Annotated in this window: 13 protein-coding genes and 1 pseudogene; 10 read left to right on the top strand and 4 right to left on the bottom strand. The window is 50.3% G+C overall.

Annotated elements, in window-relative coordinates; genetic code table 11:
- Position 1 precedes the first annotated feature (1 nt).
- The 10 genes from JXQ28_01500 to hemB all read left to right on the top strand — a co-directional run bounded on the left by JXQ28_01500 (position 2) and on the right by hemB (position 11,168).
- The gene (locus JXQ28_01500) at positions 2 to 1,651 is read left to right on the top strand and encodes a (Fe-S)-binding protein (protein ID MBN2276396.1); all 1,650 of its coding nucleotides are present in this window, start codon (positions 2 to 4) and stop codon (positions 1,649 to 1,651) included.
- Complete coding sequence (dsrJ, locus tag JXQ28_01505) at positions 1,644 to 2,030, top strand: sulfate reduction electron transfer complex DsrMKJOP subunit DsrJ (GenBank protein ID MBN2276397.1); 387 nt, start codon at positions 1,644 to 1,646, stop codon at positions 2,028 to 2,030. Before JXQ28_01500 ends, dsrJ begins: the two co-directional genes overlap by 8 nt.
- Positions 2,030 to 2,806, top strand: coding sequence for a 4Fe-4S dicluster domain-containing protein (locus JXQ28_01510; protein ID MBN2276398.1), 777 nt, complete (start codon positions 2,030 to 2,032; stop codon positions 2,804 to 2,806). Before dsrJ ends, JXQ28_01510 begins: the two co-directional genes overlap by 1 nt.
- Positions 2,807 to 2,813: 7 nt before the next feature.
- Complete coding sequence (gene nrfD / locus JXQ28_01515; GenBank protein MBN2276399.1) at positions 2,814 to 4,013, top strand: polysulfide reductase NrfD; 1,200 nt, start codon at positions 2,814 to 2,816, stop codon at positions 4,011 to 4,013.
- A 101-nt stretch (positions 4,014 to 4,114) separates the two neighbouring features.
- Entirely contained in the window at positions 4,115 to 5,803 is a 1,689-nt protein-coding gene (locus JXQ28_01520; protein MBN2276400.1) for an FAD-dependent oxidoreductase, read from the top strand.
- A gap of 30 nt (positions 5,804 to 5,833) precedes the next feature.
- Complete coding sequence (locus JXQ28_01525) at positions 5,834 to 7,054, top strand: glutamyl-tRNA reductase (GenBank protein MBN2276401.1); 1,221 nt, start codon at positions 5,834 to 5,836, stop codon at positions 7,052 to 7,054.
- 1 nt (position 7,055) lies between these two features.
- Positions 7,056 to 7,700: a bifunctional precorrin-2 dehydrogenase/sirohydrochlorin ferrochelatase gene (locus JXQ28_01530; GenBank protein MBN2276402.1), complete on the top strand. Its 645-nt coding sequence runs from the start codon at positions 7,056 to 7,058 to the stop codon at positions 7,698 to 7,700.
- A 21-nt stretch (positions 7,701 to 7,721) separates the two neighbouring features.
- Positions 7,722 to 8,669: a hydroxymethylbilane synthase gene (hemC, locus tag JXQ28_01535; GenBank protein ID MBN2276403.1), complete on the top strand. Its 948-nt coding sequence runs from the start codon at positions 7,722 to 7,724 to the stop codon at positions 8,667 to 8,669.
- Complete coding sequence (cobA, locus tag JXQ28_01540; protein ID MBN2276404.1) at positions 8,662 to 10,185, top strand: uroporphyrinogen-III C-methyltransferase; 1,524 nt, start codon at positions 8,662 to 8,664, stop codon at positions 10,183 to 10,185. Before hemC ends, cobA begins: the two co-directional genes overlap by 8 nt.
- An 8-nt stretch (positions 10,186 to 10,193) precedes the next feature.
- Positions 10,194 to 11,168: a porphobilinogen synthase gene (hemB, locus tag JXQ28_01545; GenBank protein ID MBN2276405.1), complete on the top strand. Its 975-nt coding sequence runs from the start codon at positions 10,194 to 10,196 to the stop codon at positions 11,166 to 11,168.
- Here hemB and JXQ28_01550 read toward each other — a convergent pair.
- The 4 genes and pseudogenes from JXQ28_01550 to qmoC form a co-directional block, all read right to left on the bottom strand.
- Complete coding sequence (locus tag JXQ28_01550; GenBank protein MBN2276406.1) at positions 11,165 to 11,455, bottom strand: hypothetical protein; 291 nt, start codon at positions 11,453 to 11,455, stop codon at positions 11,165 to 11,167. The genes hemB and JXQ28_01550 overlap by 4 nt on opposite strands.
- A gap of 490 nt (positions 11,456 to 11,945) precedes the next feature.
- Positions 11,946 to 13,013 (bottom strand): annotated as a pseudogene (locus JXQ28_01555) (putative sulfate exporter family transporter).
- 204 nt (positions 13,014 to 13,217) lie between these two features.
- Positions 13,218 to 14,036 carry a cytidylate kinase-like family protein gene (locus JXQ28_01560; GenBank protein ID MBN2276407.1) on the bottom strand — a complete coding sequence of 273 codons (819 nt, stop codon included), beginning with the start codon at positions 14,034 to 14,036 and terminating at the stop codon, positions 13,218 to 13,220.
- 223 nt (positions 14,037 to 14,259) lie between these two features.
- A complete protein-coding gene (qmoC, locus tag JXQ28_01565; protein ID MBN2276408.1) occupies positions 14,260 to 15,435 on the bottom strand; it encodes a quinone-interacting membrane-bound oxidoreductase complex subunit QmoC in 1,176 nt (391 codons plus the stop codon).
- Between the last annotated feature and the right edge of the window lie 186 nt (positions 15,436 to 15,621).

Consider the following 15,621-nt stretch of genomic DNA (forward strand, 5'->3'; position numbering starts at 1 on the left):
TATGTCGGAAAAATATAAACCTGAACAACTGGCAAAAGTAGATTACACGCCCCCCAAAACCGGGTGGATGCAAACTCCGACCGTCTTTAAAAAAGGCTCCTTCAATTACAGTGCTATACCCAAGAGCGTCGAATATCTCGGCCTGCCCAATCCAAGGAAATGGCAGCCATCCGATGATGACTGGCAGTTACCGGACAATTGGAAAGAAATCATTCTCGAGGGGATGAAAGTCAGGCTGGAGCGCTACCGTTCGCTGAAATTGTTCATGGATATCTGCGTCAGGTGCGGAGCCTGTGCCGATAAGTGCCATTATTTTATCGGGTCGGGAGATCCCAAGAACATGCCGGTTCTGAGAGCCGAGCTGTTCCGTGCCGTATATCGCAACAACTTCACCCTGGCGGGAAAAATCATGGGCAGCCTGGTCGGCGCCCGGGAACTGACCATTGATGCTTTGAAAGAATGGTTTTACTATTTCTTCCAATGTACCGAATGCCGGCGCTGTTCCCTATTTTGTCCTTACGGGATCGATACCGCCGAAATCACCATGATGGCCCGCGAATTACTGAGTCTGGTCGGCTGTGATATCGACTGGATTGTAACCCCGGCGGCCAATTGCCTCCGGACCGGCAACCATCTTGGAATTCAACCACACGGTTTTAAGGACAGTGTCGATTTCGCGGTCGATGATCTTCATGATATTACCGGGATAAAAGTCGAGGCTTCGGTCAACCGTAAGGGCGCCGAGGTTTTGTTTGTGGTACCGTCGGCTGATTATTTCGGTGACCCCCACTATTTCGGATTCCTGGGTTATATGGCCCTATTCCACGAAATCGGACTTGACTATACTTTCAGCGCTTATGCTTCCGAGGGCGGCAATTTTGGTTTATTCCATTCTTACGAGACCATGAAACGACTGAATCAGAAAATTTACGCCGAGGCTAAACATCTCGGGGTTAAATGGATAATCGGTGGTGAGTGCGGGCACATGTGGCGGGTTCTTCATCAATACATGGATACTCTGAACGGTCCCGCGGATTTTCTTGAAGTGCCGGTTTCGCCGATAACCGGGACCCGGTTCGATAATGCCAAGTCGACCAAAATGGTACATATTGCGGAATTTACGGCGGATCTGATCCGCCAAAACAAAATCAAACTCGACAAATCCCGTAACGATCAATGGCGGGTCACCTTCCATGATTCCTGTAACCCGGCCCGCGGGATGGGCCTTCTTGAGGAGCCACGCTATGTTCTCAATAATGTCTGCAATTATTTCCATGAAATGCCCGAGGGCACGATCCGGGAGCAAACTTTCTGTTGTGGAAGCGGTGCCGGTCTGGGAACCGATGAAAACCTGGAGATGAGACTGCGCGGCGGCTTCCCCCGGGGGAATGCCGTCAGATATGTTCAGGATAAGCACGGGGTCAACATGTTGTGTTGTATCTGTGCCATTGATAAAGCCACCCTGCCGGCCGTTTGCGATTTCTGGGCTCCAGGGGTAAGTGTCGGGGCGCTTCATGAACTGGTCGGCAATGCCCTGGTGATGAAGGGCGAAAAACCGGATCGAACCGATTTACGCGGCGAACCGTTCCTCAGTTCGAAGGCGTCCGAAACAGAAGCGGAAGTAGTAAAGGAGGGTAACCACGATGTATGATGCGGGAAAGATTATCGTCGGGTTGATTATCTTCCTCGTGTTGATAACCAGCCCTGTTTGGTACAACATGGCCAGCGGAAAATCCGAGGTGGTTCCCCAGCCGAAGATAATCACCGCCGAAAAAGAATGCGTCATGGGCACCGAATATATGCGGGAGAAGCATATGGATCTGCTCAATGAATGGCGCGATAAAGCGGTCCGGGAGGGGGAGAGAATTCACGCGGCACCGAACGGAAGAAAATTCAACATGAGCCTGACCGGTACATGTCTGAATTGTCACTCGAACAAAACCGAATTCTGCGACGCCTGCCATAACTACAGCGCTGTCGGGCAACCGTACTGCTGGGATTGTCACAACATTCCGGAGGAAATCAAGTAATGGGAATAGATAGAAGGAAATTCCTGACCATTGCCGGCCTGACGGCCGCCTCGGTTATCGGCCGGAAAGCCCTTGGTGATTCGCTTTCAGTAGCCCCGGAATCGAATCTGCTTCCCGAGGAAAACAGACTGATCGGTCATCGCTGGGCCATGGTGGTCGATTTGCGGAAGTGCAAGGAACAGCATAACTGCACCAAATGTATCGATGCCTGTAACGCGGTCCATAATATCCCTCAATTCGATAATCCCAAGGACGAAGTCAAATGGATCTGGAAGGAGCATTTTAAAGAGGCTTTTCCCAATCAGGAAAAAGAATACATTCTCGAAGGACTTCTGGAGACACCCATAACGGTCATGTGTAATCATTGTGACAATCCCCCCTGCGTCCGGGTGTGCCCCACCCAGGCGACATGGAAAAGGGAAGACGGTATTGTCATGATGGATATGCACCGTTGTATCGGGTGCCGTTATTGCGTGGCCGCCTGTCCGTACGGTTCGCGGAGCTTCAACTGGCGCGACCCGCGCCCATTTATAAAGGAAATCAACAAGGATTATCCAACCCGGACGCGAGGTGTGGTTGAAAAATGTAATTTCTGCGCTGAGCGGCTGGCCCGGGGACAGATGCCGGCCTGTGTCGAAGCCTGCGAGGAAAAGGCCCTCATTTTCGGCGATCTCGAAGATCCCGATTCGGAAGTTCGCGCTCTCCTTCGCGAGAATTTCGCCATCAGGCGCAAACCAAATCTCGGCACGAACCCTGAAGTCTATTATATAGTGTGAGGTGCCCATGTTAGAAAAAGCACTTGTTGGAGATAAAAAGTACTGGACCTGGGTGGGCTTCCTCCTGGTTGTTATCGGAATCGGCTTCATCGCCTACCTCCGGCAGTTGGCGAATGGTCTGACCGTAACCGGGCTCAGCCGCGATGTCACCTGGGGTTTCTATATCGCCCAGTTTACTTTTCTGGTCGGCGTGGCCGCCTCGGCGGTCATGGTTGTTTTGCCGTACTATCTGCACAATTATAAGGCCTTCGGCAAACTGACTATCCTTGGCGAATTCGTGGCCATATCGTCGGTCATTATGTGTATGCTGTTTATTTTTGTCGATATGGGCCAACCCTTCCGCATCATGAATGTCATTCTGCACCCCACTCCCAACTCGCTGATGTTCTGGGATATGTTCGTTCTGAGTGGGTACCTGGTGCTTAATGTCCTGATCAGCCGTATTACTCTGGATTCGGAACGTAAAGGGATTGCTCCGCCCGGATGGATCAAGCCGATCATCCTGCTTTCGATCCCGTGGGCGATCAGCATCCATACCGTCACGGCTTTCCTCTACTCCGGTTTGGCCGCGCGGGCGTTCTGGATGACCGCCGTTCTGGCGCCGCGATTTTTGGCCTCGGCTTTCGCCTCTGGTCCGGCCCTGCTGATCTTGATCGTTTTCGTAATCCGTAAATATACCAGGTTTGATCCGGGCAAGGAACCGGTGCAGAAACTGGCTGAAATCGTAACCTACGCCATGGCCTTCAATATCTTCCTGATTCTGATGGAGGTCTTTACGGTGCTTTACAGCAGTATCCCGGAGCATATTGAGCATTTCCAGTTTCTTTTCCTTGGTCTGCATGGCAATAATACCCTGGTGCCCTGGATGTGGACTTCGGTCATTCTGGCTATTTTAGCCCTGATATTGCTGATTAATCCCAAAACACGGCGGAACGAAAGCGTCCTGGGTGTCGCCTGTGTGGCGGTATTCGCCTCGATCTGGATCGATAAGGGTTTGGGGATGGTGGTCACCGGTTTCACGCCTTCGCCTCTGGGAGCGGTCACCAAATACTGGCCGACCTGGAATGAGCTTTTAATTGCTATTGGTGTTTATGCCATCGGATTTTTAATGGTCACGGTTTTTTATAAAATTACCCTTTCCCTGAGAGGTGAAATTTCCGCCCCGGCCAAAATCGAGGAGAAAGCCAGGGTCGGTTCGACAGTCTGAAAATGGAGATTCGGTATAGACAAATAGAGACCTGAAATATATATTATCAAACCGGGGTTGCTTAATTTCAGGCAACCCCGGTTTTGCGCTATGTAGGTGTTATGAATAAATCTGATGTTATTATAATTGGCGGTGTGGCGGCCGGACCTAAAACGGCGGCCACCGTGGCTCGGCGTCGCCCTCATTTGAAAATAACGCTCTTTGAAAAGGGGCGGCACATTTCTTTCGGGACCTGCGGACTGCCATATTTTGCCTCGGGCGATATCAGCAGTTTCGAGGAATTGACGGTGACTTCCTATGGTATTCCGCGTGATATTGACTTTTTCAGAAAGACCAAGAGGGTTGAAGTGGTTACCGGGGCGGAAGTGATCGAAATCGACCGGGAAAACAAAAGAGTCAGAGTGCAAATGACACAATCCGGCCAAATAATCGAACATGGTTACAGCCATCTGGTTATCGCCACCGGCGCCTCACCGGCGAAGGCACCTTTTCCCGTGCCTGAAAGTAACCGGATAAGTCATTTCACCCGGCCGGAGGATGCCATCAATTTCAGGCAATTGGCGCAAACCGGACAGATCGGCAAGGCCGTTATTATCGGGGGTGGATTTATTGGTTGTGAGCTGGCCGAGGCGGCCGGAAGTATGTGGGGTATTGAAACGATTTTAATAGAAAAAGAAGCGCAACTTCTCCCATACATTCTTGATCCGGAGATGGCCGAAATCGCCCGACGTGAATTGAAACGCAACGATATTGAGGTCATGACCGGAAGGACGGTCGAAAATATCAGCTTGGATGAGAGTGGCAATCCGGTCGTTAAAATACACGATGGTGATAGTATTTCGGCCGATTATGTATTTCTTTGCCTGGGAGTCAGACCGAATGTGGAACTGGCCATGAAATGCGGGCTGAATACCGGAGAAACCGGGGCGATTATTGTCAACGACCGGATGCAAACTTCTGATCCATTTATATATGCCGGCGGCGATTGTGTCGAATCTGTAAATCTGGTCACTGGCGGCAAAATGTATATCCCCATGGGATCCCTGGCCAATCGGCACGGCCGGGTGATTGCGGAAAATATTGCCGGCGGGGATTGTGTTTTCTCCGGCGCGACCGGGGCTTTTCTGGTCAAAATGTTCGAGACCAATGTCGGTGCGGTCGGGGTCACCATGACCGCCGCCCGGAAGGCGGGATTAAAAGCCAGGGAACTCTGGGGTTCGTTTGTCGATCACCCGGATTATTACCCGGAAACCAAAAGTATTACTTTGAAACTTGTATATAACGAGGAAAATCAACGTTTGCTCGGTCTTCAGGCGGTCGGGAAAGGTGACATCTTCCGCCGGATCGATGTCTTTTCCTCATTTTTATCGAGGCAAGCGCGGATCGACGATTTGTTCGATTTCGAACCGGGTTATGCCCCGCCTTATGCGGAAGCTCTTGATCCTCTTCATCATCTGGCGGCCATGGCTAAGGCCCAACAAAGAGGCGTAAATTTCGTAAATCCTTGTAATGAAATTGAAAATAAAGATGCCATCTGGCTGGACATTCGTGAACCGGAGGAAATCGCCGATGCTCCCTGGCCGGTGATAGCGGGCGACGAAGACAATAAATATATCTGCGTTCCTCTTAATGATCTCAGGGATAATCTTGACAGGCTTAATCGTGATAAAGAGATTATGATTGTTTGCCGGCGGGGACCGAGATCATACCAGGCGGCATTGATATTGAAAAACGAGGGCTTTAAAAATGTATATATTATCAGCGGCGGGACCCAGGCGGCATTATCGTAGGCAGGAAAGAAGAGCAGGACGGTCATGTCAATGAGTCACTGGCATCTGGTTGTCTGCGGCATAAGCCATAAGACCTCCTCGATCGCCGAACGCGAACCTCTTCAACTGGGGCATGATGAAATCGCCAAAGGGCATGCTACCTTCAGCGATATGCCTGAAGTAATTGAATCGACCATTATTTCAACCTGTAACCGGGTTGAGTTTTATTTTGTTTCACGGCGTAATCATGATCCCTTTGAAATCGTCCGCACCTTTTATGATGATTTCAGGCAGTATGATATTTCCGACTTAAAGGACAGATTCTACATCAAGAAAAATAAACACGCCGCCGGTCACCTTTTCCGGGTGGCGGCCGGTATCGATTCCATGGTTCTCGGCGAAAATCAGATAGTCGGTCAGATAAAAGATGCCTACAGTTCGGCCTGTGCCGTGAAGGCCGCCGGCAAGGTTCTTCATCGTCTTTTCCACCAGGCCTTTCGCGTGGGCAAACAGGTGCGGACCGATACCGAGATGGGTAAAGGCGCCTGCTCGGTCAGTTCGGCCGCCATAGAACTGCTTAAAAACCGACTCGAGAAAATATCCGAGCCGCGAATTCTGTTTGTCGGTATCAACCAGATGATTTCGATGGCCGCGACCGGTTTAAACCAGTTATATTATGAGCAGTTTATCTTTGCCAACCGGACCGAGGAAAAGGCCGTAGCCATGGCCCAAAAATACAACTCCCGGGGCTATTCGCTGGAAAGACTTCCCGAACTTCTCCATCGAGCCGATATCGTTATCAGTTGTACCGGAGCCCCCGATGCCATAATCAGGGCGAAAATGATTGATGACTTGCTGGATAAAAACCCCGATAAGAAATTGACCATGCTGGACATGGCTATTCCCCGTGATATCGAAGTCGATAAAAATTCTTACGAAAATATCGAAATCCTCGATCTGGAAGATATTCAGAATTTCGTCAGGGAGCAACAGGTCAAACGCGAACTGGCCATACCACAGGCGGAATTAATCATTGATCAAAAGTTGAGCGAGTTTACTTACTGGTACGATCATGTTCGGCATGAGCCGATGTACAACGGCATCCATGAAGCTTATGAAAACGCCCGCCAAAGCGAATTGGCCGATGTAATCGAGAATTTGCCCGATGAACTCCGGGAGCAGATTGACCGGGCCACCCGGCGACTGGTCAGCCGGTTGTCGCATCTGCAGGCCCGGCTGAATGAGGAACCCGGCAAGGCGGAGAAACACTGATATGTCGGCAACCTACATGCCTATTTCCATTTCCTTGAAGAATCGTCATTGCCTGGTGGTCGGGGGAGGCAAGGTGGCTTTGAGAAAAATCGAAAATCTCCTGGACTATGAGTCAGAGATAACCGTCATCGCCCCGGAAGTGCATGATAAAATTGAATATTTCGCAGGCAAAGGACGCCTTAAAATCGTGCATCGGGTTTACCAATCACCGGAAGCGGAAAATTATGGATTGGTGATATCCGCCTGTGACGATGACGCTGTCAACCGGCAGGTGTATGAAGATTGCCGGGCCAAAGGCATCCCGGTCAACGTGGTTGATAATCCTCCTCTCTGCGATTTTATTTTTCCGGCCGTTGTCCGGCGCGATGCCCTGACAATCTCGATTTCGACCGATGGCAAAGCGCCCTTCCTGTCGGGGCACCTGCGGTTGATACTGGAGAATATGTTCCAGGAAGAACGCTGGACGAAAATTATCAAACTGGCCGCATCCTTCCGAAAGAAAATCCAGAGCCGGTGGCCCGATGATCACGAAAAGCGGACTACCGCCATTTCCCGATTTCTTGCCGTCGACTGGCAACAGATCCTCAAAGAAAAAAAATCAACCGAGGAGCTTGAAAGCTATCTCGAAGAGTTGATGGAAAACTGATTATTTTCCGGAATTAGGTAAATGCCGAAAAAAAAATTCAAAGTCGGAACCCGGGGAAGCCGTCTGGCGGTTGCTCAAACCGGCTGGGTGCTGGACCTTTTGAAAAAAAACAATCCCGAAGCCGAATTCCAGTTAGTAACGATCACCACCGCCGGCGATACCGACCGGATATCATCATTGGAGCATATCGGCGGGAGCGGAGTTTTCACCAAAAAAATAGAATCCGAATTACTTGACGGATCGATCGATATTGCCGTTCACAGTGCCAAAGACCTGCCCTCGGTTATGACCGAAGGGCTTATGATCGGAGCTATCCCCCCCCGCGAATCATGTGAAGATGTCTGGGTATCACGTCTGGCGGCTTCCATTGCCAATACCGCGCGGAACAGTATTGTCGGAACGGGCTCGCCCCGCCGCCGCGCCCAGCTTCTATATCTTCGGCCCGATATTCGGGTAAAGGACATCCGCGGTAATATCGAAACCCGTCTGAAAAAACTGGCCAGGGGTGAATACGACGCCATTATCATGGCCCGGGCGGGATTAAAACGAGGCGGCCTTGATTATAATATTCATGAAGTTCTTCCCCCCGCCGAATTCGTACCGGCTCCCGGGCAGGGCGCCCTGCTGGTTCAAATTCGAACCGGCGATAAGGACGCCGCCGGGGTAACGGCACCATTGAATGATAGTATTTCACGGCGTTGCCTGATGATCGAACGCAAATTGCTGGAGATTCTTAAGGCCGGGTGCGCCGCGGCCGTGGGCGGGTGGGCGCGCCTGGAAACCGATGAGATTACTCTGACCACCGAACTTCGGCTGACCGCTGTGGTTCTTGACAAAGACGGCAAAACGCGGTTATATGTCGATGGCAGTATTGCTCCGGATCAACCGGATGAGATTCTCATTAACCGGGTTGCCGACCGCCTGATTGCCGAAGGCGCCAGGGAGATTATCGCGAATTACGATGAGTAACGGCAAAGTATATTTGATCGGGGCCGGGCCGGGTGACCCGGGTCTTATAACTGTCAGAGGACTGGAGCTTCTGCATGATTGCGATGTGGTTGTCTATGACCATCTTATCCCCGATGAATTGATTATAACTCTACCCGGTAAAACCGAAAAAATATATGTCGGAAAAAGAGCCTCCGATCATACTCTCCCGCAGGATGAAATTAATTCCCTTCTTGTCAAACTGGCGCGGCAGGGCAAAACGGTGGCCCGGTTGAAGGGATCCGATCCGCTGATATTCGGCCGCGGCGGCGAAGAAGCGCGCGTGTTGCGCGAAAATAACATCTCTTTTGAAATTGTTCCCGGCGTCACCGCCGGAATCGCCACTACTGCCTACAGCGGAATTCCCTGCACCGATCGGGACCTGGCTTCGGCCGTTGTTTTTGTCACCGGGCACAAAGCCCGCGAAAAAGACTCCTCAAGCGTTGCCTGGGATTGTATTGCCAGGGCCAGAAATATAACCATCATTATTTATATGGGTGTTGCGGAAATAGATAACATTGTCAGCAATTTGATCGCGGGAGGGATGTCGGCCCGGATACCATCGGCCGTGATCGAACGCGGGACCTTTCCCACTCAGCGAACCTATACCGCTCCTCTCGAAGAAATGCCTGAAGTAGTCCGGGCGAAAAATATTCGTCCCCCGGCCATATTCGTGGTCGGCGAGGTTGTCAATCTCCAGAAATATCTTAGCTGGTACGAGGATCGGCCCCTGTTCGGCAAAAGGATTATGGTTACCCGTCCATCCGATCAGGCCCGCGAGATGTACAAATCCCTGCGCGACCTTGGCGCCGAAGTCCTTCCCTATCCGACCATCACCACGGAATCCTCGGAAAGCGAGGAAGGCTGGCAGGATTTCAATAAAATCGTCGGCTATAGAAAATGGATTATCTTTACCAGCGAAAATGGGGTTAGATATTTTTATCGCCAGATGGTGTCCCGGTTGGGCGATATTCGCATTCTGGGTGGCTTCAAAATCGCGGCGGTCGGATTCGGCACAGCGCGGGCATTGGGTGAAATCAGCCTGAAACCGGATTTTATTCCTTCCCGGGCAACGACTGAATCTCTGGCCGAGGAAATTATCGATAAGTATGATTTTCAGAATATTCCGGTGGCCCGGGTTCGCGGCAATCTGGGTGATGACCGGGTGGAACGTATCCTGACCGAGGCCGGTGCGGAAGTCCTGCCGTTACAAACCTATCGAACCTTCTATCCCGGATGGCCCGAAGGTTTTAAGGAAAAATTGATCGAATATCCGCCGGATATCATTACCTTTACCAGCGGTTCGACGGTTGAAGGATTATGCCGCCTGCTTGATCCCGATGAACTGGATGAACTGCTCAAGGGTAAAGTGGTGGTTTCGATCGGGCCCTCGACCTCGGATGTTATCCGATCCCACGGTATCGAGGTGACGCTCGAGGCAGTCGAACACAGCGTTCCCGGGATAATCAGGGAAATACTGCAATATTATAATAAATAGAGGCTGATATGTCATTCCCGGAATCAAGACCGCGAAGGCTCCGCAGGAGTGCCGCGATACGCCGCCTGGTGCGAGAAACCAGGCTGAATAAATCGGACTTCATCTATCCCCTGTTTGTCAGCGAACTGATCAATCGACCGCAACCGATCAAGACCATGCCCGGTATCAGTAATCTGCCGGTTGCCGAGGCGGCGCGTGAAGCCAACCGGGTATTCAAACTGGGGATTCCCGGTGTTATCCTTTTCGGGACACCCGCGGCCAAAGACGCCACCGGATCATCGTCATTGAAAGCCGACGGTATCATTCAGAGAACAATCAGAGAAATAAAAGATATCAATCCGGATATCCTGGTGATCACCGATGTCTGCCTGTGCGAATATACCGACCACGGCCATTGCGGACTTATAAAAGATAATGATGTCGACAATGACACCACTCTGGAGATTCTGGCTCGTCAGGCGGTCAGCCATGCCGCCGCCGGAGCCGATATGGTCGCCCCGTCGGACATGATGGACGGCCGGATCGGGGCCATCCGCAATGCTCTTGATGCCGGCGGCTTCTCCGAGACGGCCATTATGGCTTATTCGGCCAAATACTGCTCGGCTTTTTATGGTCCATTCCGCGAGGCGGTCGATTCCGCTCCTAAATTCGGCGATCGGCAGACTTACCAGATGGATCCCGGAAATTCAGTTGAGGCGATCAAGGAAATTGCGGCCGATATCGAACAGGGCGCCGACATTGTCATGGTCAAACCGGCTCTGGCCTATCTCGATATTATTGCCAAAGCCAAAGAGATGTTCGAGGTACCGATTGCAGCTTATAATGTCAGCGGTGAATACTCTATGGCCAAACTGGCGGGGCAATCGGGACTGGCCGACGAAAAACGACTCATCCTGGAAATCCTGACTTCGATCAAACGGGCCGGGGCGGACATTATTATCTCTTACCATGCCCCCGAAGCAGTCGGTTGGTTGAACGATTAATTTTCTTTTTCAATCGATGTATCGATATTCCCCACGGCCGCCGCGCGGAGCTCGGCAACATCGACTATTATAGCCGGCATTCCCTCCACTTCAGTATAGAACAGCGGCGAGGCATCGATATCATGGGCTTGATTATGACGGATGACCTTACCCATGAATCCCGGCGGTGAATATCCCGACGCAAAGAAGACCGTAAAAAGAATTATCAGAACCAGACCGATTAAAAATCTCAGCCACCTTCGTCGGCGGCTGAGATTCTCATTTACTCTTGAATTTATATCCATCATTTACCTGCTTTTAAATCGAATTAGGAAACAGAACCATGAAAGCCAGATAAGCTACCAGAAGAGTAAGAATCAGGTTAAAAGACTGCCCGACTACATAGAGAATCATCGGCTTGCCGCCCTCCATCCGGCTGACTAAATCCCGGAAATTGGATTCCAACCCGATGGCTACGAAGGCCAGACAGAAAAACCAGCCCCTAAAAACCTTGGTTATGGGATTTATATATTTCTTCAGGACTTTCTCGACTCTGGGCCGTTTTCTCTCTTTGATCTGCCGTTCCGGTTTGACAGTCTGAGTCTTATCTGATTCAACCACGGTCGGCGCTACGGCGGTTTGGTCGGCTATGGAATCCAGCTTATCGATTGCGGCCGGTATTTCGGAAGACTCAGGAACCATTCCGGCCTCCGCGTTTTTTTCCGGCTGATTGGCAACAATTTCCCGGCTGACCGATTGGGCCGGCGGCTGGCCATCAGTTTTCATGGCCGGAACAACGATGAATGAAAATATCAGCGAGGCACCCACAAAGCCAATCACGAATTTCGGAAAACGGTACCAGATTTCCATGGCGTTGGGGGCGCAATTGGGATCACGTTCCACCCGGGTGACCCAGAAAAGGGCAATAAAGAAGGCCACCACACCGATTAAGACATTCTGAATCATCTTAACCACCGCGGCAACCTTTCCGGCTGTTTCGCCCAGCATCGATCCAGCCGCAACCACCGCTCCGGTCGAGTCGATAGTACCCCCCATCCAGGCCGCACCCAGAATGGCATTCATGCCCACCATGCCGATAAAAATCGGCATCAGAACCATCATCAGGACTGTGAAAATAAGAGTCATTCCGACTGCCAGGGTCAGGTCTTCTTTTTTGGCACAACAGGCGGCCGCGGCGGCAATGGCGGCGGAGACTCCGCAGACCGAGGTGGCCGAAGCAATAATTATGGCCAGCGACTTATTTTTCATCTTGAGAACGCGAACGGCGAAAATATACATGAAAATAATGACAATCGGTGTAACGATCCAGGCTACCATCAGGCCGGGAATACCCAACGAGAGAATCTGCCCGAACAATATCTCGGCCCCGAGCAGAACCAGCCCGATTTTGATAAACAGCTCCGTCTTGGCGGCCGCCCGGACCCACCGAGGTGTCCCGATGGTATTAGAAATAAGAAGCCCGATTATCAGGGCCCACATGGCATAGCTCAAACCCCAGTAATTAATATTGATCTGATGGGCAATCCAGTAAGAAATACAGGCCAGGATAAAAACGGCCACAAAGCCGGCCAGGTATCTCCAGAATTTTTCGGTCTTCATGACAACCACGGCAATAGCTGTCAGTAATCCCAGGCCGATCATTAGAATCAACAACGGGAGAAAAATATAACCCGTAACGGTGCCGTTCTCAACAATGCTGAAAGCTGTCAGGGGATTATCGGTCCATTTTCCTATTCCGGGGACTTTGGGAATCACTTCCAGTAAAGCGATCCCAAGCAAGGCGAATCCCAGCCAGACAGCCCACCAGTCTTCATCCTTCCAGAGAGCTTGAACACCTTTGATCATATAGTCCTTCCTTTTCCCGGTATATTATGAATTGACACCCACCTCTAAATCCCGATTAAAAGCATAATAATGAGTATAAAAAAAACCATCAAGCAAAAAACAGGCAAAAGGATATCATTGGAAATAACATAAAATTCCTGCGGATACAATTATATTATATGGAAGATTGGGATCTCGAGTATGTCCGGTACCGCTATTCGGAAATTAATTCGATTCGGTGATTTCCAGCGATGAGATAAATTCGACCCCGGCCAGAGCATCCTTGATGTCTTTTTGCCAATCACCAGCCGCCGGACTGGGAGCCTTCCGGCGAACCACCACATGCCCATTGGATGAATCGGAATCGACCCAGAAATCCATGCTCCTGGTTTTCGGCGAACGCACCAGGTAGGCCTGGACCACGGCCGTCATATGAGCATCGCGCATGAATTTCATGGTTCGGGCATCAAGCCGGAATTCAGGCCGCCGGGTCAAACTGACCACCACTTCGACCATGGCATCAAGGTTTATTTTGGACATGTTGAGGATCATGTCATATTGGGTTGGATCATCGAAATTCTCGCCATATATAAACTTGGCCCAGCTTACCCGTTGCTCATCGATCTTGGTAATCTCATCACGGGCCTCGGATTCGGATAAATTGCTTTCTTCGGTCAGGGCCTTAACCCGGTAATCCATCGGGGCAACCACTTTCAGTCTAAGAACCCGGGGGGCACTGGCCAGCAGAAAATGAGTCTGCAGACCGTGGTAGATAACATCGCCCTTAACCACAAAATCCATCAGAGCCGCCTTGAACATAGTCAGGTAATGATGAATCTGCTCAGCATGGGGGTCCCATGAATGGGGCGGTTTTGATTCCATGATTTTGCGCGCGGCCATCATGAATTCTTCGATACCATATTTCTTGCCGTGTTCAATAATCATTTCCCTTGAAATGGCCCGGCAATTCAAAACACTGGCCAGCTTATCCGTCAGTTTCTGCGATGCTCTTAACGAACCTCTGGTTATTGTGATAACAGGCATGGTTACCTCCCCGGTAATACACGGCTATATTAGGCATGATTATATATTCTTAATATACCTCTGTCTCCCGACCCGGAGAGAGTTTTGTCTCAACCCGGAATTATAATGTCGGTTAACAGATAACCTTGATAATAATAGCAAATTATTAATGGAATAGCCAGCGACAAATGGATATTCTTAAGGTCGTCAAAAAAGAAATCTTAAAATCGGCCTGATGTTCGATTCAATTCCTGGCGGTTCGCCCGATACTGTGAACATATATCAGCGCCAGGGTTCGATAAATCATATGGGCGAATTTGGAATACGGCATATACCACAGGAGGAAGAAAACAAAGACCATATGGATAAAATAATTGGCATAGGCCACCAGCGGCATTCCCATATAACTGCGGGTCAGCCATGATAACATCCCGGTCAGACCGACAAAAAATAGAATGTATAAAAAGAGATAATCGGTATAGCCATTGGCCCCAACCTCGTCTTTTTTCTGCCATCGGCGAATAATCAGCATGGCGCCACCGATAACCAGGGCCAGGCCGCTCAACGCACCGAGAATTTTAATCGGGTTAGGCAACTCAATCGGGGGCCAGGGAAGCAGGTGGATTTCGAATAGTTTCCAGTCATGGGCATAGTGCGGGATAAAAATAAGCAGAAAAACCGCTCCGGTAACAATCATCGATCCGACAAAACCGCCCAGAAGCAACATATGCCACAGCCTTCGAGGACGATTGGTCTCGCAACGACCGAAATTGGAATGACTAATGATCTCTTTCATAACTACCAGAGACGAAGAGATGAAAGATTTTTCCGGTTTCGGACCGGATGATTTTAACGTTTTCCAGAAACGGATAAAACCGGTAGCCGCAAAGATAAAAATCAGAATCATACCGAATACGAACAGGGCATCGACCGTTTTATGCGGCAGGAAATAATCAAAGTCAATCCGGGCACTGGATAAAAATAAGTATTTGCCGTTTTCGATTGGGGCGGAAAAGATTACGCAAGCCAGCAGGATTAAAATCGGGACCAAAAAAAGGACCGGAAGAGCCTTGGGACTGGCCAGGGCGCGACCCATAAATGAAGGAAAAGAAAAATTGCGATATATATATGAGCGTATCGCGGCCAAAACATCACCCGGACGGGCTCCCCGGGGACAATGGATTGTGCAATCATTACATTGATAACACATCCAGATATCGGGATCGGCTATCAGGCGATCCGTCCGACCCCACTGGGCAAGAAGCATCTCTTTGCGCGGAAAAGGATTATCTTCGGGAGAAAGGTTGCACACGACCGAACAAGTGGCGCACTGATAACACTGCTTGAGATTATTTCCCCCGGCTGTCTTAATCTCACGGATTAAGCGTAAATCAGGCTCCACCAAATGCCCATTGGCCATCACGATCTCCTTTATTTGACACCCACGGTCTGATAAAAACCTTAAATTACTCTCAAAATGCTTTTTCAAAATAGGCCGGACTCAGATCGCTGTCAAGAATTTTTTGTTACTTTTTTCACAATGTCTGAACCATGTCGGGACCTCAATCGCCTATCAAAATAGTCCATTTTCAAGGCCGAATGGCCC

The organism is Candidatus Zixiibacteriota bacterium, assembly GCA_016933955.1.
In the GTDB taxonomy this organism is placed as follows: Bacteria; Zixibacteria; MSB-5A5; order GN15; family PGXB01; genus JAFGTT01.